Here is a 22,923-nt window from a genome sequence, read left to right on the forward strand (position 1 = left end):
TTGGTCGTGGATCCGTACAGCACCGGGCAGTTCCGTATCGAGCCGGAAGCCGAGCCGATCGAGAGCGCGGCCTGGCTCGCCGAGTTCACCGAACGATATATCGCGGGGTGGAACACCGGCGACGGCGCCGCCGTCGCGAAATGTGCTGCCGAGGACACCATCTGGTACGACCCGTCGCTCGGGAAGCAAGCGGTCGGGCGGTCCGGCGTCGAGGAATTCGTCTCCGATACCGTGCGGTCTTTCCCGGATGTGGCCTATACCAACCCTTTTCCGCCACTGCTCGCCGCGGAGTCCAAGGCCGCGGTGGTGCCGTGGCGGATGACCGGCACCCACCTCGGCCTGATCGATCCACCCGGGTTCGCGGCCACCGGCAAGAAGATCGACCTGCTGGTGATCGACATCTGGCAGTTCAAGGGCGGCCTCATCTGGCGTAGTCAGGCGACCTGGGACCTGCAGGAGATGCTGTTGCAGCTCGGGTTGATGCCGCCGCGCGGTAGCACCGCCGAGCGCGCGATGGCGCGGGCTCAGCGGGTGCGTTCCCGGCTGCCGTTCTAGTCGGCCTGCTCGCGGTCGTCCTCGTCGGCCGCGAGCTCCTCGTCCTCGTCGGCGGTGTACCGCTCCATCGCCTGGATCACCGCGACGCCGATGTCGTCGAGCGTGGCCCCCATGCCGACGAGCAGGTTGACGATCGCGGGCACCAGCACCTCGAACAGGCCGTCGTCACCGAGGTGCCCGGCCATCTCCAGCTGGACGAAGCCGAACAGCCCCATCCAGAGCTGGGCGGCGGCCGAGCGGACATCCGGCGTGTCGATCAGCGCCGCCGCCTGTGCCCTCCGCACCGCGTCCACCACGTGGTCGAAGGTTTCCTGGTAGTGCTCGAACTCCGAGTTGTTCTCGGCGGCAAGCACATTGCCGCGATTGATTTTCATGTCGATGCGCTGGGATCCGGTGCCGAACATCAACTGGAACAGCTCGGGTCTGCGCTGTGCTTCGGCGCGGAACACCAACCCGAGGACGAGCAGGTCGGTGATCGGTTCCTCGGACGGCCCGAATTCGTCCATCCGCGCGGCAAGCAGGGCGAAGCCCGCCGAGCCCGCCGCGCGGATGAGACCAGGCATGCCGCCGAAGTTCGAGTAGACGGCCATCGTCGACACCCCGCACATGCTGGACACGCGGCGCACCGTCAGTGCGTGCAGGCCCTCGGTCGACACGACCTGGACGGTCGCGTCGATCAGCCGGTCGCGCAGTGCGATGGCCATGGCATCCGCTGATGCCGGCTGCGGCGCGGTTAGTTCGGTGATCCCCCCGGTGGTGCTTTCGCTCATCGCTTCCGTTCGGCAGGTCGCGGATCAGGCGACCACGCGTAGTTTCTCGGCGGTGCTTTCCTGGAATGGGCGGCACTGGGGCTGAGCCAGGGCAGCGCTGCCCGCGACGGTCGTGCGACTGGTGCTGATGCTGCCGGCCTGGTGCACGACGGTCGCCAATCCTGTACCCCGAGAAAGGATTCGCGTTGGATGGACGATCACGCGTTGACCGTGCCTCGTCCGGTATATCGGGAAGTGTGAGGTGATGTCGAGAACGGTGGCGGAAAATTCACGCCAGGCGTGCAGGCGATGTCTGCTGACGGTCGAGCGAGATTCGCTGTCGGATTGCTCGATCGATCTATCGAGATGTCGTTCGTCACGCACAGTCATCTCCGGTCCTTGCCGTACCAACAGCGGACGTTACGGGAAGAGTGGAGCCGCGTTCGCAGGCTACGAAGAGGAGTAGCGCCCGGTGGGGCGCATGTCGGAAGCCGAAATGTCGTCACTGAATCTCTTTGTGACAAAGTGTAACATCCACGCTGGGTACTCGAGATGCTTTGGCGCATTCCAGAATTCGCTTTTCACCCACCCTCGCTGTGACACCTGACAACGAGGTAGGCGACGAACCGTGGTCCGTCACAGCGGGTGAACCGATACGCCCTGCCCCCATGGCTTTGTTGCCGCGTTCGGTAGCTGCCGACAACTACCTGCTCCGCCTGCCGCTGCCGCGGCGGCCGTCCCTCACATCCTCTGCCGATCAACCCATTACCTGAATACTGGTCGGTAGCTTACCTGGAGCGATCACGATCCGTTCGCAGAACGAAAGATCTTGTGACAGAAGAGCGTCCGTCACCCTGGTGACGGACGCTTGCGGCATTGGCGAACTACAGCACCGCCTGGGTTTGGGTCACCTTGGCGACGAGCTTGCCCGCGTCGTCGCGAATCTCGGTCTCCACCACGATGAACGAGCGACCCGCGTGCAGCGGCGTCGACGTGGCGGTGGCGTAGCCCGCGCGGACCGCGCGGACGAAGTTCGTCTTGGACTCGACCGTGGTGGTGCCCTGCTTGCCCTCGGGCAGATTCAGGTACGCGCACACGGCGCCGTTCGCGTCCGCCAGCGACATCAGGACGCCGCCGTGCACGACACCGCCGAGCGTGCACAGGGATTCGTCCCATGCGATGCGGCTGCGCACCAGCGCGGGCCCGTGCTCGAGCACCTCGACACCGAGCCGCTCAGTGAAGGGCATGGACTGGTGGAAAAGCTTGGTGCCAACGTCATCGCTCATACTCGCGATCATGCCCGCCGCGCGGTGTCGTAGTCGATTACCCGTCAGGTAATAGTCACCGGTCCGGCCAGGGGTGCCTGAGGGCATGAGAAGACACCGCGACAAGGACGAGCACTGCGGTGAGACCGCTGAGGACCAGCACCGTCGTCGGCGAACTCCGGTCGACCACAACCCCGCCCGCCAGCGCGCCGAGCGACAACGTCGCCTGAAACGCGGCGGTGAACAGCACCGAGGCCGCCTCGGGCGCATCCGGTGCCGCCCTGACGAACCAGGCTTGGGTGGCCACCGGGACGGCGCCGTACCCGATGCCCCACACCACGAGCAGCACGAGCGCGCCTGGCTCCCACCGGCCGAGCACCGGCAGTAGCAGCGTCGCCGCCGCCACCATGGTCGCGGCGCAGCCGAGGGTGGTGTGCGGCCGCCGCACGACGGCAGCGCCGCCGAGGAAATTGCCGAGTATGCCTGCGGCGCCGTAGATCAGGAGCAGCAGGGTGATCATGCCCGGCCCGAGATGAGTCACCTGTTGGAGGAACGGCGTGACATAGGTATAGGCGCCGAAATGCGCAAGGACGACGAGAAAGGTTGCCAGCACGGCGAATCGGGTGTGCACCCCGCGAAGTAGCCCGCGCAGCAAGGACGCCCGGGTGACCCGGTGCACGGGCAGCGGCGGCAGGAACGCGGCAAGCATGCCGAGCACCACTGCGGCGAGCGCCGCGAGCACCACGAATGTGGTTCGCCAGCCTGCGATCTCGCCGAGCAGCGTGCCCGCAGGCACGCCGAGCACGGAGCCGAGCGGCACCGAGGAGAAGATCACCGCATTCGCCCGGCCCACCGAGTGCGCGGGCACCAGCCGTTCGGCAAGCCCGGCCGCGATCGACCAGAGGCCGCCGATGGTGACGCCGACCAGCACTCTGGACACCAGCACCACCGCATAGACGGGCGCGGCGGCCACCACCACATTGGCGAGCACGAGCAGAAACATGAACAGGCACAACATGGCTCGCCGGTCCATGCGCCCGGTGGCGACAGTCACCACAGGCGCGGCCACTGCGGCGATCAAGCCAGGCATGGTCATCATCAGCCCGGCCGTCCCGTCGGAGACGGCGAAGTCGGCGCCGATCGCGGTGAGCAGGCCGATCGGCAGGATCTCGGTGGTGACGACGGCGAAGATCGCGGTTGTCACTGCGGCCACGGCGAGCCAGCCGGTCAGTGAGCCGCCGGGTGGCGCGGGGGGAGAGGGCGCGAGAGTTGTGGTCACGCCGCCAGTTCAGCAAGCGGCGGGCGGCGCCTCCGGCGGATTTTCGCCGGGACCGTATCAAGGGCGAAAAGCCGCTCAGCGACGTCCGGCGCGCATCGGCGCGAGGAACTCGGCATTCGTCTCGGTCTTGCGGAGGCCCTCGAGCAGCAGGTCGATGGCCTGCTGGTCGTCCAGCGCGGCCAGGGTCTTGCGCAGCGTGTGCGTCGCGGCCAGTTCGTCGGGCGCGAGCAGCAGCTCGTCCTTGCGGGTGCTCGACTTGGCGATGTCGACCGCGGGGAACACCCGACGGCTCGCGGTCGCGCGATCCAGTTTGAGCTCGGCGTTGCCGGTGCCCTTGTACTCCTCGAAGATCACCGTGTCGGCCAGCGAGCCGGTCTCGACCAGCGCGGTGGCGATGATGGTGAGCGAGCCGCCGCCCTCGATATTGCGGGCGGCGCCGAGGAAGCGCTTGGGCGGGGCGAGGGCGGTGGCCTCGACACCACCCGACAGCACGCGGCCTGAGGCCGGGCTTGCGAGGTTGTAGGCGCGGGCGAGCCTGGTCAGCGAGTCGAGCAGCACCACGACGTCGCGGCCCATTTCGACCAGGCGCTTGGCGTGTTCGATGGCGAGCTCGGCGACCGCGATGTGGTCGCGGGCAGGCAGGTCGAAGGTGGCCGCGGCAACGTCGGCGGGCACCGCCCTGGTCAGGTCGGTGACCTCCTCGGGGCGTTCGCCGACGAGCACAAGCATCAGCTCGCATTCGGGGTTGTTCTTCGCGATGCCGTGCGCAATCGCTTGCAGCACAGAGGTTTTGCCTGCCTTCGGCGGCGCGACGATCAGTGCGCGCTGTCCCTTGCCGATCGGCATCACCAGGTCGGTGACCCGGGTGGTCATCGCGTGCTGTTCGGTTTCCAGCCGCAGGCGCTCGGTGGGGTAGATCGGCACCAGGTCGGCGAAGACGGGCCGGTGTGCGAGCTTGTCGGGCTGCTGTCCGTTGACGGTGTCGACGGCCAGCAGCGTTGCGGGTTTGTCGTTCTTGCCCGTCGGGTCGGCGGGCGCGGATCGCGTTGTGCCGGTGAGGAAGTCGCCGCGGCGCAGGCGGAGCTCGCGAACGAGGCGCTGCGGGACGGCGAGGTCGTGCTGACCGGGGAGGTAACCGTCGACGCGCAGAGTGCCGCGGTTGCCGGTGAAGTCGAGGATGCCGGTGACCGTTCGGGTCGCCGGTTGGTCTGTTCGACCGTCGGTTTCTTGGATTGTGTTGTTGTTCATGGGATTTCTTTCAGTGAGTGAGTTTCATGGGCCTGCAGAGTGCGGGTTTCATGGGATCGGCGAACGGCCGGGAAGACGGCGGCCACGGGCGCGCCGCTGAGTGGGATCCACTGGGTATTCCGGAACGGTTCTCGAGACCGGTTCGGTGGGGATCTCGGAATTCTCGTGGGAGGAGCTACCTACATCCACAAGGAGAAGACGTCGCCGAGAGTACCTCGTCGCTGTTCGCCGCGCAATGATGCCGGTCACCGCCGCGCTGCCGCGGTCGGCGCGGGCGCTGTGCACGCTGGTCCAGAAACGCCGATGCCCGGCAGGTGACGTCGGACGTCACCTGCCGGGCATCGGCGGTGGTAGCGGGGCCTGTTTCACCCCACGGGCGAGTTACCCGTAGACGGAGCTGAAGAACTGGATCGCGCTGGCGATGCCGACCGGGACGCCGAGCAGGATCATGCCCGCCGCGGCGCCGAGGGCGATGCCGACGCCCGCGCCCGCGATGCACAGACCGATCGGGCCCGCGAAGAACGTCGGGACCACCAGCGGCGCACCGATGATCGCGCCGGCCACGCAGCCGAGCGCGCCGCCGACGATGGTGCCGACCAGGGTGCCGATCGCGGTGGCCAGGCCGAACTGGGTGGCCGCGGTGCTGAGCGCGGTGTTGAAGTCGACGCCGCCGATCTCCTTGGCGTCGACCGGCTTCAGCATGGTCGCCGGACGGGCATCCGCCGCGTCGGTGCTCGGCGTGAAGGTGGCGGTATTACCGTCGATCTGGGCGGCGATCGGCCATTCCATACCGTCTTTGAGGTAGGTCAACGGCATTCCGGCAACCAGCTGGCCTTGATTGTCGAGAACCTGAAATTGCGTGCCCTGGGTTGTCAGCGATCCGGCATCGGTCCGCAGCACCACCGATTTGTCGACTACATTTGCGGTGTAGTGAATACCGGGCAGCACGTCGGTTTGCACGGTCGACCCCGGTGCAGGCGCCGAGGCGGCGGGCTCCGCGTACGCGGTACCGCTTGTGATCCCGACGGCCGCGATGACCAGTGCCGACGTGGCGGCGAACTTCTTGACCTTCATGTATTTCAAACACTTTCCTCAGCAGGAGCACCCTCGGCCCCCGCGGGGGGCTGAGCCGGCACGGCCCATAAATACGAACCTCCGCAAAGGGTCGTAGGACTTTGTTGCGGAGATGTAACGGAACCTGCTAAGGAAACGTCAATTAGAAGTGATTCATGTTAAAGAATCATAAATTCGGACATTTAGTTAACTCTCAGCATTCAATAATGTGGCCCAGCGCACAATAAATCGAGAAACGCAGGCGCCTGCGGCATCAGCCGATGCGGGCGACCACCGCGCCGGGCAGCAACGGCAGCACCACATCGATCAGCCGCCACGGCCACCTCGGCACGCAGGCCCGCCGCTGTTCCTTCTCGATCGCGCCGACCATCGCGGCGACACCCTTGTCCAGCGGCGCGACCATCCGCGCGTCGCCCGCCTTGGCTGCCATGTCAGTGGCGATGAACCCCGGCAGCAGCGTGGTGACCGCGATCGGCGACTTCGCCAGCTCGATCGCGAGCGCCTCGCCGAGCGCGGCCAGGCCCGCCTTGCTCGCCGAGTAGGCGGCCTTCTTGCCAGGCAGCCCACGCACCGCGCTCATCGAGGACACCAGAACCAGGTGCCCCGAGTTCTGTGCGCGGAAGATCTCCAACGCCGCCTCGGCCTGGGCGAGGGCGCTGACGAAGTTGGTGGTGGCCGTGGCGATATTGGCGTCGGCCCGGCCGCTGCCGAGCACTGCGCCCTTGCCCAAGCCTGCGTTGACGATCACCCGGTCCAGCCCGCCGAGTTCGTTGCGCAGCTCGTCGAACACCCTCGGCACCGCGGGATGGTCGTCGACGTCGAGCGCGCGGACCGCGACCGTGATCCCTGGATGAGCGGCGACCAGCTCCGCGCGCAGCGCCTCCAGCGCGGGCAGTCGCCGCGCGCACAGCGCGACATCGCGGCCCTTGCTCGCGAAGTCGCGTGCCATCGCGGCACCGAGCCCAGCGCTCGCGCCGGTGATCAGAATCTTGGTCCTCGTCATGTGCCTGACCTTAACCAGGCGACGGGGTCAGCGGCCTGCGGATCCGGTGGGTGGCTTCGGCGGCAGCAGGCGCCATGCGCCGCAGTTGACGGACTTGAAGGCCAGATCGGTCGGTTCGATCTCCGCGCGGATCGGACCGAGCTTGGTGAGATTGTTGCCGATGATGTTGCTCATGTTGGTGTTGTCCCCCTCCAGCTTCCACAGCCTGCTCCAATCGCAGTTGTGCGCCGGATCGGCCGGGCCCGCCGATTCCCAGATGCCGGGGATGATGTCGACGCCGACCAGGTAGACGCCGTCGCCTGGCATCGTGGTCGCAGGCTGGGCCGCCGCGGTCCCGCCGCCGAGCAGGGTCATCGCGGATGACATGGCACCCGCGATCAGGAGTGTGCTTGCGCGCATCGCGATGTTCTCCTCGAATCGTGCTTTCACCGCCGCCGTAGCGGCTGACCTGGGAGATCCCCGAATCTCCGGGGCCAAGATCTACCAGACACCTCGCGTGAATGTGCCATATTCCACTTTTCTTGTTTCGGTGCATGACTAAATCGCGCACGATGTTGTCATCCGTCCGGTGTGCCGCGATATCCGAGGTATGACATGTGCTCAGCTCGGGTCCGGCCGGTCGATACGGCGGTCGGTGTCGTGTGGCGCGCACTGCGCGGGATTGTGCACCGACGACGGGCTGGCCGCGGTGCTGGCGACGGACCGGGCGCTACTGCACTGGCGGGCCGTGCGCGCCCTCGGTGACAGCGGGCTTGCCGAGCAGGCGGTGCAGGAGTCGCTGCTGCGGGCGTGGCGCTCGTGTGCGTTCTTCGATGACAACAAGGGCAGCGTCCGGACCTGGTTGATGGCGATTCTGCGCAACGTCATCATCGACATGGCCCGTGCGCGGGCGGCGCGGCCGGGGGACACCGGCTGGGACGAGGTCGACACGCTCAGCGACATCCGCTACGCGCATCCCGATTTCACCGACGGATTGATCGATGGCCTGCTGGTCGCGGAGCTGTTGGCCAGGCTGCCCGAATCGCAGCGCGAGGCGGTGGTCGAGGTGATCCTGCGCGACCGCGCCTATCAAGAGGTCGCCGACGAGATCGGCGTTCCGGTCGGCACGGTCAAGACGCGCGTGCACTATGCCCTGCGTTCGCTGCGCAAGCTGCCGCAGAGCGCTTGACGCCCCTTTGATCGATAGCCAACTAATCGCCATGGGCTTGCCATCGGTAGGGGATTCGCCGATAGCTGTTGGATCACTAATCCTTGCCAATGAGACACCATCGATCTAGTGTCTCGGATGAGACATTATCAAACTGGTGTCTCAACCCTTCTATTGGCACGCGAAGCGAGGTTCGAGCAATGGGTGCACAAGATGGATTCGATTGGGGCTGGGCTGACAGCACGGGTGGGAAGCTCGATCGGCGGCAGGTCGGCAAGCTCCTCCTGGTCGCCGCCTCGTTGACGCCCAGCGTCATGAGCGGGAGTTTGCTGTCCATGCTCGGTGTGCAAGGTTCGGCTCAGCTGGACGAGATCGAAATGAAGATTCCGGATTCCGCACTCGCCAGAGCGGCCGACCAGCACGCGCGCGAGGAATTGAGTCCGTGGGTGCTCGAGCACTCTTACCGGGTCTATTACTTCGGCAAAGCGCTCGCGAAGGCGGACAACGTGCACATCGATGATGAATTGTTCTTCATCACCTCGATGCTGCACGATATGGAAATCGAGCATCCCGTTCCCGGCCGGTGTTTCGCGGTGCGCGGCGCCGAGGATGCCGAACGCTTCCTCACCGACCAGGGAGCGCCGCGTGGCAAGGTTGTGCTGGTCCGCAACGGTATCAGCGGGCACATCACCTTTGGCGTCGAAAACGATCTGTCGGACCTGGCCGGCGCCGTCTCGGCGGGCTGTGAAGTCGATCTGTCCGGAAAGCGGATCCAGGACATGCGGCGCGCATGGTTCGACGCGGTGGTTGCCGCGCACCCTCGCCTCGATTTCAAGCGAAAAGTCATCGAAACGGTCCGCCGGGAAGCCGAGGCCGTTCCCGAGGGGCGCACCGCATTGATGCGGGATGTCGGATTCGACTTCGGCGTGACGAATTCACCGTTCGCCGAGTAGGGATTTGGCGGCCCACGCGGTTCTTCGCGACGACATCCGCAGGTTTCGCACCCCCGTATCGAACGCGCCGTGTGAGACACTTCTCCAGTGATGTTTCAGGGGCAAGAGTCGCCCGCTCCATACCCGCCCGACGATCCCGTGCTGGCGGTAGCACTGGCGATGTTCATCCAGGACGGGTGGATCGACGTGCGCAAGTTGGGCACGGAGGCCGGCGTGAGTCGCGCGACGCTGTACCGGCGCTACGTCGATCGCGACCGCATTCTCGGTGAAGTGGTGTGGTCACAAGCCAGCGCCGACCTGGTCGCTTTGCGCGCCCGCTACCGAGGCAAAGGTGCGGACGGCATCGCGCAGACGGTCGACGGGTTGCTGCGGCTCAGCGCCGAACGCTCCTCGATGCGAACGTTTCTCACCGAACACACCGACGTCGCATTGCGGGTGCTGACCTCTCAGCACGGCGTGGTGCAGCGGCGGTTCATCGGCAGCGTTGCCGAGTGGATCACCGAGGAGATCGGCGCGCCTGCCGATATCGACACCGAAACCCTGGCCTACGCCGTCGTGCGTCTCGGCGAATCTTTCTATTACCGCGAATACATCACCGGCGAATCGGGCGGCCTCGACGCCGCCGCCGTCATCATCGGCAGGTTGCTGCGTTAGCGGTGGGTCGGCCGATCTCGTTCACCGGCAAGGCCTGACGCGGTGGGGCACGGCGTTTGTCAGTTCCCCCAGCGGCCGTGGTTGATGGTGGCGCGTTCCATCCAGGCCAGATGATCGGGAGAGAGTCGACGTTCGCTCGCGAGCACCGCGGCCGACGAGAACGGCGGCGCCTTGTCCGGGTAGGCGTCGGCCTGCCCGACTATGGCGTTCACCAGCGAGGTCACCATGGCATGCCGTGGATAGGCTTCGTGAATCGCTCCGGCTCGTAATCTTCGCCAGGTTTCGCCTGGATATGGTCGGCGAACAGGCGCGCGAACAAGTAGCTGCGGACGCTGTGATTGGCGATCGCGCGCGACTCTTCGAGCACCGCAAGCGCGTGGCATTGCTTAGCCACTCTGGTGTCCGGAAGTGCCGGAAGTGTCAGCAGTGGCGTTGTCGCGACAGTCATTGCGAACTCCTCTTCATGGGGCCGTACCCACACTCTGCGTGAGACATTCAATAAGTAGTGTCTCACTACGCGCGAGACACTACTCCTGCTGTGTCTCGCTGACAAGCGGTCTGTGTATCGAACAGCGCGAGTGCTGGAAGTGCGGTGGCAGGCCTCGGCGTTTCGGTCGACGTCATCCGGGTGTGGGTGCACTACTCTGTGTTCGCTGCGCGGCTGCCGCGCGACGTCTGATTCCCCTTGAACACGCTGCGTTTGCGATAACGGTTGAATAACTGATGTTGCTATGCTGGTGCTCGCGTTGCGAGAGTGAACCACTGGGTTTGGTGTTACTAATGGGAAGGGAGGGGTGTCCTGTCCCCGGGGCACCGACCGAACATGAAGCCAAGCATCGTCAAGGCGGGACTCTGTTCCGCCGTCACGGCCGCGGTCACAGTGACGCTGACCGGGCTGGTCCCGGCCACCGCCCTGGCCGGTCCGGCCTTCCCGCAGATGGCGACCAAGCTCGCCGGCAAGACCGTGTTCCTCGATCCGGGCCACCAGGGATCCGGGCACAGCCAAGACGTGGCCAAGCAGGTCAGCGACGGCCGCGGCGGCATGAAGGACTGCCAGACCACCGGCATGACCACGGTGCACGGCGTCCCCGAACACACCATCAACTGGAATGTGGCCCAGCTCGTGCAGACCGCGCTGGAGAGTCTCGGCGCCAAGGTCGTGCTCAGCCGCCCGGACGATCAGGGCTGGGGCGGCTGCATCGACGAGCGGGCCAGGGCGGCCAACCAGTCCGGCGCGGACGTCGCCGTCAGCATCCACGCCGACAGCGCCCCCGCCGACCAGCGTGGCTTCCACTTGATCGTGCCCGAGCTGCCGATCCCCGATGCGACGATCGATAAGGTCCAGTCGGGTGCGGGCCGCGCCGCCTCGATCGCGGTGCGCGACGCGTATCTGCAGGCCGGATTCCTCCCGGCGAAGTATGCGAGCCAGGACGGCCTGCAGCCGCGCAGCGACATCGCCGGGCCTGCGCTCACCGCAGTGCCGGATGTGTTCATCGAGATGGGCAACGGCGCGAACGCCGAGGATGCCGCGTTGCTGGAGGGCCAGGAAGGCCAGCTCAGGCACGCCATCGCCATCACAACCGGACTGGCGAGCTATCTGCTCGGCGATCAGTCGGCGAACGCGGGCGCCGCGGCAGGCCAGCCTGCGGCAGGTCCGCAGCCGGTGCCCGCTCCGCTCGAACCGCAGTCCGGCTCGGCGGCGGAGCCGCAGCCCGCGCCGAAGCCGGTGCACGAGCCACAGGACGGGCTTGTGCCGCAGCCACATCCGGCCTCGACCGAGCCGCCGGCGGGCATGGCGCCCCAGCCGCAGGCCGTGCCCGCGCCGGAGACGACGTTCGCGCAGCAGGCCGGGCTGACACCGCAGCCGGGCACGGCGCCGCAGACAGGGTTCGCGCCGCAAGCGCAGGCGGCACCTCCGCTGCAGACCGCGCCGGGCACGTTGCCGTGGCCGGGCACCCCGGAGACCCAGACCTCGCCGGGCACCTCGCCGTGGCCCGCCACCCCAGGTACTCAGACCTCGCCGGGCACCTCGCCGTGGCCTGCCACGCCGGGCGCTCAGACGTCGCCGGGCACCTCGCCGTGGCCCGCCACGCCAGGCACCCAGGCGTCGCCGGGAACAAAGACGTCCCCCGAGTCCCAGACCGAAATGATGGCCATCCGCTCGATCGTCGACATGGCCCTGACCATGCTCGTGCCCATGGCCAAGGCGCTCGGCATGGACAACAACATGGTCACCATGGAGATGATCAACCTCGCCTACACGCTGGCGGCGAAGTTCATCGCGCCTGCCAAATAGCGGGCACCGACCCACCGAGCGCCGCCCGCTCGCGGGCGGCGTTCGGCCTTTCCTGAGGAGTTGCGCCGCCAAGTAGGGTGGTCCGCGTGGCTGACCGGATTCCTGTCGTGATCGTCGCGGGTTTTCTCGGTTCCGGGAAAACAACGCTGCTCAACCACCTGCTGCGCAACAGCCGCGGCACCCGGATCGGCGTGGTCGTCAACGACTTCGGCGCGATCAACATCGACTCGATGCTCGTCGCCGGGCAGGTCGACGCGATGGTCTCGCTCGGCAACGGCTGCGTCTGCTGCGCGGTCGACGTCAGCGAATTGGACGATCTGTTCACCAGGCTCGCGCAGCCGCGCGCCAAGATCGACGTGATCGTGGTCGAGGCAAGCGGCCTTGCCGAGCCGCGCAACCTGATCCGGATGGTGGTCGGCAGCGACAACCCGCGCATCCGCTACGGCGGCCTGGTCGAGGTGGTCGACGCCGAGCAGTTCCCGGCGAGCAGCGTGCGCCACCCGGAGCTGACCACGCATCTGCGGCTGGCCGATCTGGTGGTGGTGAACAAGGCCGATCGGGTGCCTGCCGCGCAGTTGAGTCAACTGCGGCACAGTATTTCGGATCTCATCGGGCAGGTCCCTGTCTATGCGACCACCAACGGCAGGCTGGAGCCAGGCCTGCTCTTCGACGAGCCGTTGCGCGAATCACCGCGGGTCGCTGAGCAATTGAGCTTCGACGAGCTGCTCGATCACCACGATCACGACCACACCGAGCATCGGCATCTGCACGATGACTACCTCAGCGTCTCCTTCACCAGCGACCAGGAACTCGACCCGCGCCGGTTGATCGGCTTCCTGGAGGACCCGCCGCCTGGCCTGTTCCGCGCGAAGGGCTTTGCCGCGTTCGCCGTCGCGGACGAACGGCGCAAGTTCGTGCTGCACCTGGTCGGCCGCCACCTGGTGTTCGAACCGCAGCCGTGGGCGCGCGGCGAATCCCGCACCACGCAGCTGGTGCTGATCGGCGCGGGTATGGACGCCGAGGTGGCGCGGAAACGCTTGCACGACACCGTGCACACCGACGCCGATCCGCTCGAGCCGTCCTCGCTCCTCGGCGTCTGGCGTTACACGCCGCACTGAGGGGCACGGCAGGGTAGGCCAGTTGGCGCGGTCGGTGATGCCGATCGGCGAGATTGGCGCGTTCGGCTACGACATGGCGCGTTCGGTGCTAGCGGCGGCGCCGAGCGGACAGGAGACTGTCCTGGTGCCGCTCTCTCGGCACGTGCGCACCGGAGCGAACATGCCGCGCGCCGTGCCTGTTCGGTGCACCGATCCACGAAGGAAGCAATTCGTTCTGCGACCGATGGGAGTTTTCCGTGTCAGAGTCTTTGGAGAGCGCCACCGCGTACGTGATCGCAGTGCTCGAGGCCAAAGGCACGGCCACGCGCTACGACTTCGACGTGCCAGGCATCGTCGCCGAATCACACGCGATCGCCAACGGCTGGAATTTTCGTGCCATCGAGGACGCCACGTTCTGGGGGATCGTGGCGCGCTTCCTCAAGGACTGACGCGCAGACCGGGGGCGTTCAGTCGAACCGAGCCGACAGCCGCCCGTGTGCCGTGACCGACCACCGCCGCGCCGCCCGCCGCATCGAGCCCGCATCGGAGTAGCCGAGGAGTTCGGCCTGGCGTGACCTGCTCACCGGACCGCCTGCGGTGACCTTGTCGAGGCGTGCCGTGCGCGCGCGATCCAATTCCTGCCGCCACGTGGTGCCCGCCTCCATCAGCCTGCGCTGCAGCGTGCGGGGACTGGTGGCCAGCCTGCGCGCCACCCGGTCGAGCGAGACGTCGCCCGTGTCCAGCGCCTCGGCCAGCGCCGCGGCGACCCGCGACGGCCAGGCGGAGGACAGCGGCGGCGGTGGCGGCAGTGCCTCGGCAAGCGGGCGCAGCACCGCGGCGAGCACCGGATCGCTGGTGGTGAGCGGCAACTCCATGTCGCTGGCGCGGAAGACCATCGCATCCACCGGCGCGCCGAATTCGATGGCCGTGGTGCCGAACACCTCGATGAACGCGCTCGTGGTGGTCGGCGCCTGCTGGCGCAGGGACACCCGCAACGGCGCCACCGGCTCGCGCACCACCCGCCTGGCCCGGCTGAGCACCGCGGCCAGGCCCCACAGCTGGGTGAGGTCACGACCGCGGCCCTCGCCCTTGATCATGTCCAGATAGAGGGTCACCTCCCCCTCGTTCTCGGCGACCAGGTCGAAACGATGGTTGGTGGTGACCGCGGTGACGTACGGCCCGCAGGTCGCCAGGCCTGCACCGAGCGTCGGCGCGGTGGAGAACAGGTAGTCGTAGAGGCCGAGGCTGGGCAGTTGATAGCGGCGGGCCACGTTCAGTGACACGTTCGGATCGCCGAGCGCGTGTTCCCCGAGCTCCCACAGCCGGGAGAAGGTCTGGCTCGGCAGGTGTACGTCGTCACCGGCCATCGTCCACTCGGGCAGCCCGGTCTCGCGGATCAGCCGCTCGCGATCGAGGCCGGCCGCGCTGAGCTGTGAGATGACGAATCGGTGCAGCAAAACTTGATCGGTGCCCATCGCGTCCTCCCGTGTTCCGGCGAACTGCGTGTCCGGTCACGCTACGCCGGGGTATTCATTCGTCATAGGATTTACGTCACGCCTCAACTACCCGCAGGCATTGACCCATTCCGATAATCCGTCGGCGAAGAGCTGACGTTTCCAGATCGGCACCTCGTGCTTGATCCGGTCCACCAACTCGGCGCACACGGTGAAGGCCTCCGCCCGGTGCGCGGCCGCGACCGCGACGACGATCGCGCAGTCGCCGATGGTCAGCGCGCCCACGCGATGCACGGCGGCGACGGGCACACCAGCGGAGTCGGCCAGCTCGGCGCAGACCTGATGCAGGAAGCGTTCGGCCTGCGGGTGCGCCGAGTATTCCAGTGCCGAAACCGGTTGTCCGCCATCGTGATCGCGGACCTTGCCGGTGAACACCACGACCGCGCCGTAGTGCGCCCCTGCCACCGCGGCCTCGACCTCGGCGGCGTCGAGCGGCTGGTCGCTGATGCGGGCGAGCCGGACGGTGGGTTCAGTTGTCGTCATGGTTGCCGCCTCCGGCTACTTGCGCGAGCAGATGATCGAGCAGCGGCTCCAGCACCGCGATGCCGTCCTTGACGCCGCCGGGGGAGCCGGGCAGGTTCACCACCACTGTCCGGCCTGCCAGCCCGGCTACGCCGCGGCTCAGTGCGGCCAGCGGGAACTTCGCGGTGCCGCGCTGGCGAATCGCCTCGGCGACGCCGGGCAGTTCGCGGTCGAGCGCGGCGAGGGTGGCCTCCGGGGTGGCGTCGGTGGGGGAGGCGCCGGTGCCGCCGGTGCTGATCACCAGTGATGGCGCGAAGCGTAGTGCGTCGGCCAGTCCGACGGCGATCTCGGCGTCCGCGTAGACCAGCGGGCCACGCACCGAAAAGCCGAGACCGGCAAGCCATTCGGTGAGGACCGGGCCGGTGGTGTCGACTCGGGTACCAGCGGCCGCGCCGGTCGAGGCGACGAGGACGACCGCGGATCGTGCATCGCCTGCGGACTGATCGGCTTCGGCAACCGCGGATTCCGTTGCAGGAGACGCCGAATGCTCATGCTCCCGCTCGGGCCGCTGCCAATGTCCGTGCTTTCCGCCCTCTTTCGTGAGCAGCCGCACCCCGGTGAGCTCGGCCGCGGGATCGACCGCCTTCACCATGTCGTGCAAGGTCAGCCCGGCCACCGCGACGGCGGTCAGCGCTTCCATCTCGACGCCGGTCGGCCCCTTGGTTTTCGCGGTCGCCTCGATGGTGATGGCGGTGTCGGTGAAGCCGAACTCGACCTTGACCGAGGACAGCGCCAGCTGATGGCACAGCGGGATCAGCTCCGAGGTCTTCTTCGCCCCGGCGATGCCGGCGATCCGCGCGGTGGACAGCACGTCGGCCTTCGGCAGGTCGTCGGCCCGCACCAGCGCCACCACCTCGGCGGTGGTGCGCAGCTCACCGGCGGCCACCGCGATCCGGGTGGTGTCGGCCTTGGCGCTCACATCGACCATGCGAGCCCGGCCCTCGCCGTCCACATGGGACAACCCACTCATCTACTGCTCCTAGCCGATTCAGCCGCACGCATCACAGTGCCCACACTCGCACAACCGCCCCGACGGGCAGCGAGGTGACCTCGGCGGGGATATCGATCAGCACGTCCGCCCACGCCATGCTCGCGACGAGATGCGAACCGGGCCCGGACACCACCTCCACCGCCTCCGGATGCCGGTGCAGCGCACGCAGATCGGCGGATGTTGCGCGAATCAGCTTGCCGCGCAGGAACTGCCGCTTGCCCTGCGGCGACCGCGCCACCTCGTTGCGCAGCGGCAACTCGTAGCTCTCGACGGCGGGCAGCCCGGCCAGGCGGCGCAGCATCGGCCGGGCGAACACCTCGAACGACACCATCGTGCTGACCGGATTGCCGGGGAAACTGAGGACAGGGACACCGTCGACCACGGTCAGACCCTGCGGCCCGCCTGGTTGCACGGCGACCGAGCCGAACTGTCCGCCGAGCGGCTCGAGCACGTCCTTGACCACTTCGAAGTCGCCCTTGGACACCCCGCCCGAGGTGAACACGACATCGGCGGACCCGGTCGCGGCCGCGAGCAGCGTGCGGAACTCGGCGGGGTCGTCGGTGCTGTGCGCGACCGAGACCACGCTGATCCCGTTCGCGGCGAGCGCGGCGGCAAGGGCGATCCCGTTCGAGTTGTAGATCTGGCCGGGGCGCAGCGTGCTGCCCGCCGCGACGAGTTCGTCGCCGGTCGTGATGACCGCGGCCCGCACCGCGCGGAACACCGGAACGTCCGGCAGTCCGACCGCCGCGAGCGCCGCGATGTGCCGGGGCGCGAGCGTGGTGCCCGCGCGGGCAAGCAGGTCGCCAGCGTGCACGTCGGTGCCCGGTTCGCGGACGAATTCGCCTGCGCTGCGGCCACGTTCGATGGTGATCGTGCCCACGCCTGCTTGCACGTCCTCCACCGGAACCACGCAGTCCGCGCCGGGCGGAATCGGCGCGCCCGTCATCACCTTCATTGCGGCGCCGGGCGGCAACGGTGTTTGTCCGGCCTGGCCCGCGGCGACGACACCGGCCAGCGGCAGCGTCACCGGCGCCACCACGACCGAGCTGGCCCGCACCGCGTATCCGTCCATCGCCGAATTGCGGAACACCGGCAGGTCGACCGGCGCGCGGACGTCGTCGGCCAGCTGGCGCCCCACTGCGAGCGGCACCGCGACACGCTCGACCGGACGCGCGGCCAGCGGCCGCAACAGCTGTTCGATGCTGTCGCGGTAGTCGTCGACGGGCCTGGCCGAAACGCTGGCGGGCCGAGGGTTCATGCCAGCCAGCCTAGTGGGCGCCCGCCGGTAGCCATCGCCCGTCGGACTTGTGTGAAGCTCAGAATCCAGGCGGGCACCCGGGAGCGGATTCCGTACCTTCTGCGGCTGACCACACCCGGCCGGAGGTCATAATGGACAGGTGACTCTGGTCGAGATGGGGATACCTGCCGTGCGTTCCGGGCGTCCCTCGCTCGACGGGCGCCCGGACACGCCGTTCCTGCTCGACCGATTCGGGCGAGTCGCCCGCGATCTCCGCGTCTCGATCACCGAGAAGTGTTCGCTGCGCTGTACCTACTGCATGCCGGAAGAAGGCCTGCCGCCGATACCGCAGCACGAATTGCTGAGTGTCGACGAGATCGTCCGCCTGGTCCGCCTCGCGGTGCGCGAGCTCGGGGTGCAGGAGGTCCGGTTCACCGGCGGTGAGCCGTTGATGCGGCGCGATCTCGAAAAGATCATCGCGGGCTGTCACGAGCAGGTGCCGGACACGCCACTGGCGATGACGACCAACGGCGTCGGGCTCGCGCACCGCGCGAACGCGCTGGCCGCCGCCGGACTGCACCGGGTGAACGTTTCGCTGGACACCGTCGACCGCGCCGCGTTCGCCAGGCTGACCCGCCGCGACCGGCTCGATTCCGCGCTGGCAGGCATCCGCGCCGCCCGCGACGCAGGCCTGGCCCCGGTCAAGGTGAACGCCGTGCTGATGCGCGAAACCCTCTCCGGCGCATCGGATCTGCTCCAGTGGTGCCTGGACGAGGCGTGCGAGCTGCGGTTCATCGAGGAGATGCCGCTCGATGCCGACCACGAGTGGGCGCGCACCAACATGGTCACCGCCGCCGAACTGCTCGATGTGCTCGGCACGCGCTTCGACCTCACCGCGGCGGGCCGGTCCGACCCTTCGGCCCCGGCCGAGACGTGGCTGGTGAACGGCGGCCCCGCGACCGTCGGCATCATCGCCTCGGTGACCCGCAAGTTCTGCGACACCTGCGACCGCACCCGGCTCACCGCCGACGGCATGCTGCGCTCCTGCCTGTTCAGCGACCAGGAGTACGACCTGCGCCAGGTACTGCGGTCCGGCGCCGACGACGCCGAACTCGCCACGCTGTGGCGCGGTGCGATGTGGAACAAGTGGGCAGGTCACGGCATCGACGCCGAGGGCTTCGTGCCGCCGGAACGCACGATGGGAGCCATCGGTGGTTGAGATCCGCTACTTCGCCGCGATCGCCGACGCGGTCGGCAAGGATCGGGAAACGCTCGACTTCCCGGTCGGCGCCACCGTCGCCGACCTGCGCTCCACTCTGTCCGCCTCGTACGGTCCCGGCCTCGACAAGATGCTGTCGGTCTGCGCGTATCTGGTCGGCGACGAACTCACCAGGGACCCGCACGCCGCGCTGACACCGCGGGTCGATGTATTGCCCCCGTTCGCCGGCGGCTGAGCGGTCCGTCCGGCCGATGTAGGGATCGCGGTGCGGTGTTCGTCGCCTGAATAGAGGGGTACCAGACCCTTCGAAAGAAGGAAGGATGGCGATCATGCACTACTTGGCGACATTGGTCGGCGCGACGGACGCGCCGTACGCCGAACCGGGAACACCGGAGTTCGAGGCCGAGGTAGCGAGGTACGCGGCCTTCGAGGCGAAGGCAGGCGCCGCGATCGCGGGCGGCGTTGTCCTGCATCCGGCGGACACCGCGGTCGAGGTCAGGCACACCGGCGGTCGGCTGCTGCTGAGCAACGGACCATTCGTCGAGCACACCGAGGTGGTCGGCGGATTCATCGTGTTCGACTGCGCTGACCTCGACGATGCCATCGAGCTCGCCCGCCATGCCCCCGCCGCGGAAGACGGTGCGGTCGAACTGCGGCCGATGGTCCAGTGGGCGCCGCACGACGAGCCAGGCCCGGACTGGTGGCTCGCGCTGCTCTGGGAGGCGCCGGGTGCGGTGATCGCGCCGGATTCGCCGGAGTGGGATGCCGCGGTCGCCCTGCATCAGCGGTTCGGCGAGGAGTTCGGCGCGGCCATTCGCGGCGGCGGCGCGGTGCAGCCGCCGACGACCGCGACCACCGTGCGGGTGCGGTCCGGGCAGTTGACGCTCACCGATGGGCCGTTCGCCGAGTCGGCCGATGTCATCGATGGCCTGTACCTGTTCGTCGCGCCGGATCAGGCCGCGGCGACCGAGATCGCGGCACGGATTCCGTGTGGCGAGAAGGGCCACGTGGAGCTGCGTCAGGTTGTCGAACTCGACGCATGACAGCAGGGGCCCGGCCGGGCTCGACGGACTCCGTCGCCGAACCCGGGCGGGCCCTGTGTCGAACTCGGGCGGGCCCTGTGTCGTTCGCACCGCCTCGTCTGTGCGGGACGAGTAGAAATTGTGCACAGCGGGTGTAGAAAAACCCACGCGGTGTTCGTCGTCTGGGTAGGGAAGGGTATCGGGCCCGTCCATTCGAGGAAGGTTGGCGACCATGCACTACTTGGCCACGATTGTCAGCGGCGAGACGGAACAGGCCATGACGCCTGGCACGCCGGAGTTCGGCGCGGGCCTCGCGAAATACGCGCAGTTCCAGGAGCAGGCGGGCGCGGCGATCGCGGGTGGCGCGGCGCTGTATCCGTCAGCCACCGCGATCAACGTGCAGCGCATGGGTGACGAAACGCTCGTCACCGATGGGCCGTTCACCGAACTCAACGAGGTGGTCACCGGCTTCTATGTGCTGGACTGCCAGAGCATGGACGAGGCCGTCGAGCTGGCCGGGAAGATTCCGGCGGCGTCGAAGGGGTCGGTGGAGGTGCGGCCGATGGTGATGTGGATGCCGCATTCGACGCCCGGTGCCGACTGGTGGACCGCGCTGCTGTGGTCGCCGCAGGGCGAGCTGTTCGCGCCGGAGTCCGCCGAGTGGCAGTCGATGGCCGTTGCACATCAACAGTTCGCGGAGCGGGTCGGTGCAGCGATCAAGGCCGGTGGAGCGCTGCACCCGCCGGAGACGGCGCGCATCGTCCGCGAGCGCGACGGTCGGTTGTTGCTGACCGACGGTCCGTACATCGAGGGCGCCGAGGTGATCGACGGTCTCTACGTGTTCACCGCGGCGAACGCGGCGCAGGCCACCGAGATCGTGCGCCAGATTCCGCGGGGAGAGAAGGGGCGCACCGAGCTTCGCCAGATCGTCGACGTGGGTTTCTGATCGTGCGTGGCGGCCGGGGCGAGGCGATCGACGGGATCTACCGTGCCGAATTCGGTCGCGCCCTGGCCACCGTCGCCCGGCTGGTCGGCGATATCGGCCTGGCCGAGGACGCGGTGCACGAGGCGTTCGCCGACGCGCTGCGCAGTTGGCCGGACCGCGGACTGCCGTCGAATCCCGGCGCCTGGATCACCACCGCGGCGCGCAATCGCGCCTTGGACCGGTTGCGGCGCGAATCGGCCAGGGGCGCCAAAGAACAGGACGCCGTCCTGCTGACCGTGCCGAACGAGGAGCCCGAGGTGACGCCGGTACCCGACGATCAACTGCGCATGATCTTCACCTGCTGCCATCCCGCGCTGTCCATCGAGTCGCAGGTCGCTTTGACGTTGCGACTGGTGTGTGGATTGCGGACCATCGAGATCGCCAGAGCGTTCCTGCAACCGGAACACACTGTGGCGCAACGCCTCACCCGGGCGAAGGCGAAGATTCGGGCCGCGGGCATCCCGCTGCGGGTGCCGCCGGCCCACCTGTTGCCCGAGCGGGTACCAGCGGTGCTTGCGTGCGTGTATCTGGTGTTCACGGAAGGGTATTCCGCGACCTCGGGGTCCACCGCCATTCGAGACGAGTTGTGTGACGAAGCAATTCGCCTCGGCAAGCTGCTCTGTGCGCTGCTGCCCGAGGAGCCGGAGGCGCGAGCCCTGCTCGCCCTGATGCTGCTCAACGACAGCAGGCGAGGCCAACGGCGTTGTGCGGACGGCGAATTGGTGCCGATCGAGGACCAGGACCGCACCGGCTGGAACCGCGCCGAGATCGAGTCCGGTCTGCGCTGCCTGATCTCGGCGGCCGCGGACGGCGTCGGACCGTACCTGATCCAGGCGCGCATCGCCGCCGCCCACGCCACGGCGCGCACCTGGGCGGAAACAGACTGGGGTGCCATCGTTTCCGCCTACGACGAGCTGCGAACCCACTCCAGCTCGCCGGTGATCGTGGTGAACCGCGCCATCGCCGTCGGCTTTCTGCACGGCTTCGGCGCGGGGCTCGCCGCCCTGGACGAGGTCGCTGACCATCCACGTTTAGCCGCCTCCCATCTCGTCCCCGCCGCCCGTGCCGATCTGCTGCGGCGGGCAGGCCGGTACGCGGAGTCCGCGACGCAGTACCGCGATGCGCTGGGCCGAGCGAGCAACGAGCAGGTGCTCCAGTTCCTGGCGAGTCGTCTTGCCCAGGTGGAAGCCGCTGCGGAGCAGGATATCACGCAACCATAGATACATGCGCACTTCGCTATGTATGGTGGCGGCGACACAAGGAAAGGGGAGTGCTGATGGCTGTCAGCGCACTGATTTTGTCGCTCATTTTCGCCGCGGCGGCGTTCGGTTGGCGGACGTGGTGGCAGTGGCACCGCACCGGAACGACCGGATTCCACGGCATCTCCGGACGGCCTGGCTCACTGGAGTGGCTGGTCGGCGTTGGGTTGGTCGTTGTGCTCGTCGTCGAGCTCGCCGCGCCGATCCTGCAACTGGCCGGGGTGGTGGCGCCGATTCCGTTGCTGGACAGGCCGATCGTGCAGTGGTCCGGGCTCATCGTCGCACTCGCGGGAATCGGCGGCACGCTCTACGCCCAGCATGCGATGGGCGAGTCCTGGCGGATCGGCGTCGACAAAGCCGAACACACCACTCTGGTGCGCTCCGGCATCTTCGGCTTGGTCCGCAACCCGATCTTCACAGGCATGTTCGTCTTCGCCGCCGGCGTCACCGCCATGGCCCCCAATCCCGTTGCGGTACTGGGTTTCCTGCTACTCGTTACGGTGATAGAGCTCCAGGTGCGGATCGTCGAGGAACCATACCTGCGCGCAGAACACGGCGACGACTACCGCAGCTACGCCGCCGAGGTCGGCCGGTTCGTGCCCGCGGTCGGCCGGGGTTAGGCCTGGTGTTGGGAGTTGAGAGAAGTGGTTGCTGAGCTAGTTGGTGTGGGGAGCAGGGCGTTCAGCTGGTTGGTGCGGGGAGAAGGCCGCGAGCCTCGCATCGGCGGGAGAGAAGTGGTTGCCCAGCCTTGTTGACGGGAGAGAAATGGTTGTTGCCCCATCGACGGGAGTGAAATGGTTGTTGCCCCATCGACGGGAGTCAAATGGTTGCAACACACCGCGCGACACCCACCA

The 22,923-nt window shown here is 67.7% G+C and carries 26 protein-coding genes and 1 pseudogene; 13 read left to right on the forward strand and 14 right to left on the reverse strand.

From position 1 onward, the window contains the following. Positions 1 to 6 precede the first annotated feature (6 nt). Positions 7 to 555 carry an ester cyclase gene (locus NA11_RS45550; protein WP_167837612.1) on the forward strand — a complete coding sequence of 183 codons (549 nt, stop codon included), beginning with the start codon at positions 7 to 9 and terminating at the stop codon, positions 553 to 555. On the opposite strand, the gene NA11_RS10170 is transcribed toward NA11_RS45550, so the two are convergent. From NA11_RS10170 to NA11_RS10205, 8 genes and pseudogenes are all read right to left on the reverse strand, one after another. Then, positions 552 to 1,325 carry a TetR/AcrR family transcriptional regulator gene (locus tag NA11_RS10170; RefSeq protein ID WP_069161549.1) on the reverse strand — a complete coding sequence of 258 codons (774 nt, stop codon included), beginning with the start codon at positions 1,323 to 1,325 and terminating at the stop codon, positions 552 to 554. The genes NA11_RS45550 and NA11_RS10170 overlap by 4 nt on opposite strands. Positions 1,326 to 1,349: 24 nt before the next feature. Continuing rightward, entirely contained in the window at positions 1,350 to 1,694 is a 345-nt protein-coding gene (locus NA11_RS10175; protein WP_069161550.1) for a hypothetical protein, read from the reverse strand. A 494-nt stretch (positions 1,695 to 2,188) separates the two neighbouring features. Then, the gene (locus NA11_RS10180; protein ID WP_069161598.1) at positions 2,189 to 2,590 is read right to left on the reverse strand and encodes a PaaI family thioesterase; all 402 of its coding nucleotides are present in this window, start codon (positions 2,588 to 2,590) and stop codon (positions 2,189 to 2,191) included. Between the two features lie 55 nt (positions 2,591 to 2,645). Beyond that, a complete protein-coding gene (locus NA11_RS10185; protein WP_218023281.1) occupies positions 2,646 to 3,848 on the reverse strand; it encodes an MFS transporter in 1,203 nt (400 codons plus the stop codon). Positions 3,849 to 3,923: 75 nt separating this feature from the next. After that, positions 3,924 to 5,087, reverse strand: a pseudogene (locus NA11_RS10190) (transcription termination factor Rho, short form); the annotation flags it as partial. A 390-nt stretch (positions 5,088 to 5,477) separates the two neighbouring features. Then, entirely contained in the window at positions 5,478 to 6,170 is a 693-nt protein-coding gene (locus NA11_RS10195) for a DUF8020 domain-containing protein (RefSeq protein ID WP_069161552.1), read from the reverse strand. A 253-nt stretch (positions 6,171 to 6,423) separates the two neighbouring features. Beyond that, the gene (locus NA11_RS10200; RefSeq protein WP_069161553.1) at positions 6,424 to 7,173 is read right to left on the reverse strand and encodes an SDR family oxidoreductase; all 750 of its coding nucleotides are present in this window, start codon (positions 7,171 to 7,173) and stop codon (positions 6,424 to 6,426) included. 27 nt (positions 7,174 to 7,200) lie between these two features. After that, positions 7,201 to 7,572 carry an Rv1352/Rv1906c domain-containing protein gene (locus NA11_RS10205; RefSeq protein ID WP_069161600.1) on the reverse strand — a complete coding sequence of 124 codons (372 nt, stop codon included), beginning with the start codon at positions 7,570 to 7,572 and terminating at the stop codon, positions 7,201 to 7,203. Positions 7,573 to 7,762: 190 nt separating this feature from the next. On the opposite strand from NA11_RS10205, the gene NA11_RS10210 reads away from it, so the two are divergent. The 3 genes from NA11_RS10210 to NA11_RS10220 all read left to right on the forward strand — a co-directional run bounded on the left by NA11_RS10210 (position 7,763) and on the right by NA11_RS10220 (position 9,927). Beyond that, positions 7,763 to 8,341, forward strand: a complete 579-nt coding sequence (locus NA11_RS10210) for a sigma-70 family RNA polymerase sigma factor (protein WP_167837613.1) — start codon at positions 7,763 to 7,765, stop codon at positions 8,339 to 8,341. A 179-nt stretch (positions 8,342 to 8,520) separates the two neighbouring features. Next, on the forward strand, positions 8,521 to 9,273 hold the full coding sequence (locus NA11_RS10215) for an HD domain-containing protein (RefSeq protein ID WP_069161555.1): 753 nt from the start codon (positions 8,521 to 8,523) through the stop codon (positions 9,271 to 9,273). 90 nt (positions 9,274 to 9,363) lie between these two features. After that, positions 9,364 to 9,927: a TetR/AcrR family transcriptional regulator gene (locus tag NA11_RS10220; protein ID WP_084654454.1), complete on the forward strand. Its 564-nt coding sequence runs from the start codon at positions 9,364 to 9,366 to the stop codon at positions 9,925 to 9,927. Between the two features lie 59 nt (positions 9,928 to 9,986). On the opposite strand, the gene NA11_RS46270 is transcribed toward NA11_RS10220, so the two are convergent. After that, complete coding sequence (locus NA11_RS46270; RefSeq protein WP_218023282.1) at positions 9,987 to 10,139, reverse strand: hypothetical protein; 153 nt, start codon at positions 10,137 to 10,139, stop codon at positions 9,987 to 9,989. An 8-nt stretch (positions 10,140 to 10,147) separates the two neighbouring features. After that, entirely contained in the window at positions 10,148 to 10,375 is a 228-nt protein-coding gene (locus NA11_RS46275; protein ID WP_218023283.1) for a hypothetical protein, read from the reverse strand. A gap of 375 nt (positions 10,376 to 10,750) precedes the next feature. Between NA11_RS46275 and NA11_RS47325 the strand changes: the two genes are divergently transcribed. From NA11_RS47325 to NA11_RS10235, 3 genes are all read left to right on the forward strand, one after another. Further along, entirely contained in the window at positions 10,751 to 12,223 is a 1,473-nt protein-coding gene (locus tag NA11_RS47325) for an N-acetylmuramoyl-L-alanine amidase (protein WP_069161556.1), read from the forward strand. 86 nt (positions 12,224 to 12,309) lie between these two features. Next, the gene (locus NA11_RS10230) at positions 12,310 to 13,341 is read left to right on the forward strand and encodes a CobW family GTP-binding protein (RefSeq protein WP_069161602.1); all 1,032 of its coding nucleotides are present in this window, start codon (positions 12,310 to 12,312) and stop codon (positions 13,339 to 13,341) included. A 236-nt stretch (positions 13,342 to 13,577) separates the two neighbouring features. After that, complete coding sequence (locus NA11_RS10235) at positions 13,578 to 13,769, forward strand: hypothetical protein (protein ID WP_069161557.1); 192 nt, start codon at positions 13,578 to 13,580, stop codon at positions 13,767 to 13,769. Between the two features lie 18 nt (positions 13,770 to 13,787). Here NA11_RS10235 and NA11_RS10240 read toward each other — a convergent pair whose 3' ends face one another. The 4 genes from NA11_RS10240 to NA11_RS10255 all read right to left on the reverse strand — a co-directional run bounded on the left by NA11_RS10240 (position 13,788) and on the right by NA11_RS10255 (position 17,605). Next, the gene (locus NA11_RS10240) at positions 13,788 to 14,795 is read right to left on the reverse strand and encodes an AraC family transcriptional regulator (protein WP_069161558.1); all 1,008 of its coding nucleotides are present in this window, start codon (positions 14,793 to 14,795) and stop codon (positions 13,788 to 13,790) included. A gap of 87 nt (positions 14,796 to 14,882) precedes the next feature. Next, positions 14,883 to 15,317, reverse strand: a complete 435-nt coding sequence (locus NA11_RS10245) for a molybdenum cofactor biosynthesis protein MoaE (RefSeq protein WP_069161559.1) — start codon at positions 15,315 to 15,317, stop codon at positions 14,883 to 14,885. Further along, complete coding sequence (moaCB, locus tag NA11_RS10250) at positions 15,304 to 16,326, reverse strand: bifunctional molybdenum cofactor biosynthesis protein MoaC/MoaB (RefSeq protein ID WP_069161560.1); 1,023 nt, start codon at positions 16,324 to 16,326, stop codon at positions 15,304 to 15,306. The genes NA11_RS10245 and moaCB overlap by 14 nt, the downstream gene beginning before the upstream one ends. 31 nt (positions 16,327 to 16,357) lie before the next feature. Further along, a complete protein-coding gene (locus tag NA11_RS10255) occupies positions 16,358 to 17,605 on the reverse strand; it encodes a molybdopterin molybdotransferase MoeA (RefSeq protein ID WP_069161561.1) in 1,248 nt (415 codons plus the stop codon). Between the two features lie 139 nt (positions 17,606 to 17,744). Between NA11_RS10255 and moaA the strand changes: the two genes are divergently transcribed. From moaA to NA11_RS10285, 6 genes are all read left to right on the forward strand, one after another. Then, complete coding sequence (gene moaA, locus NA11_RS10260) at positions 17,745 to 18,803, forward strand: GTP 3',8-cyclase MoaA (RefSeq protein ID WP_069161562.1); 1,059 nt, start codon at positions 17,745 to 17,747, stop codon at positions 18,801 to 18,803. Continuing rightward, on the forward strand, positions 18,796 to 19,038 hold the full coding sequence (locus tag NA11_RS10265) for a MoaD/ThiS family protein (protein WP_069161563.1): 243 nt from the start codon (positions 18,796 to 18,798) through the stop codon (positions 19,036 to 19,038). Before moaA ends, NA11_RS10265 begins: the two co-directional genes overlap by 8 nt. 85 nt (positions 19,039 to 19,123) lie before the next feature. Then, positions 19,124 to 19,846 (forward strand): YciI family protein, encoded by a 723-nt coding sequence (locus NA11_RS10270; RefSeq protein WP_084654458.1) that lies wholly within the window; start codon positions 19,124 to 19,126, stop codon positions 19,844 to 19,846. A gap of 211 nt (positions 19,847 to 20,057) precedes the next feature. Further along, positions 20,058 to 20,771, forward strand: coding sequence for a YciI family protein (locus NA11_RS10275; protein WP_069161564.1), 714 nt, complete (start codon positions 20,058 to 20,060; stop codon positions 20,769 to 20,771). 2 nt (positions 20,772 to 20,773) lie between these two features. Continuing rightward, complete coding sequence (locus NA11_RS10280; RefSeq protein ID WP_069161565.1) at positions 20,774 to 22,030, forward strand: RNA polymerase sigma factor; 1,257 nt, start codon at positions 20,774 to 20,776, stop codon at positions 22,028 to 22,030. Positions 22,031 to 22,086: 56 nt separating this feature from the next. Continuing rightward, a complete protein-coding gene (locus NA11_RS10285) occupies positions 22,087 to 22,689 on the forward strand; it encodes a methyltransferase family protein (protein WP_069161604.1) in 603 nt (200 codons plus the stop codon). Positions 22,690 to 22,923 lie beyond the last annotated feature (234 nt).

The organism is Nocardia altamirensis NBRC 108246 (genome assembly GCF_001612685.1).
In the GTDB taxonomy this organism is placed as follows: Bacteria; Actinomycetota; Actinomycetes; order Mycobacteriales; family Mycobacteriaceae; genus Nocardia; species Nocardia altamirensis.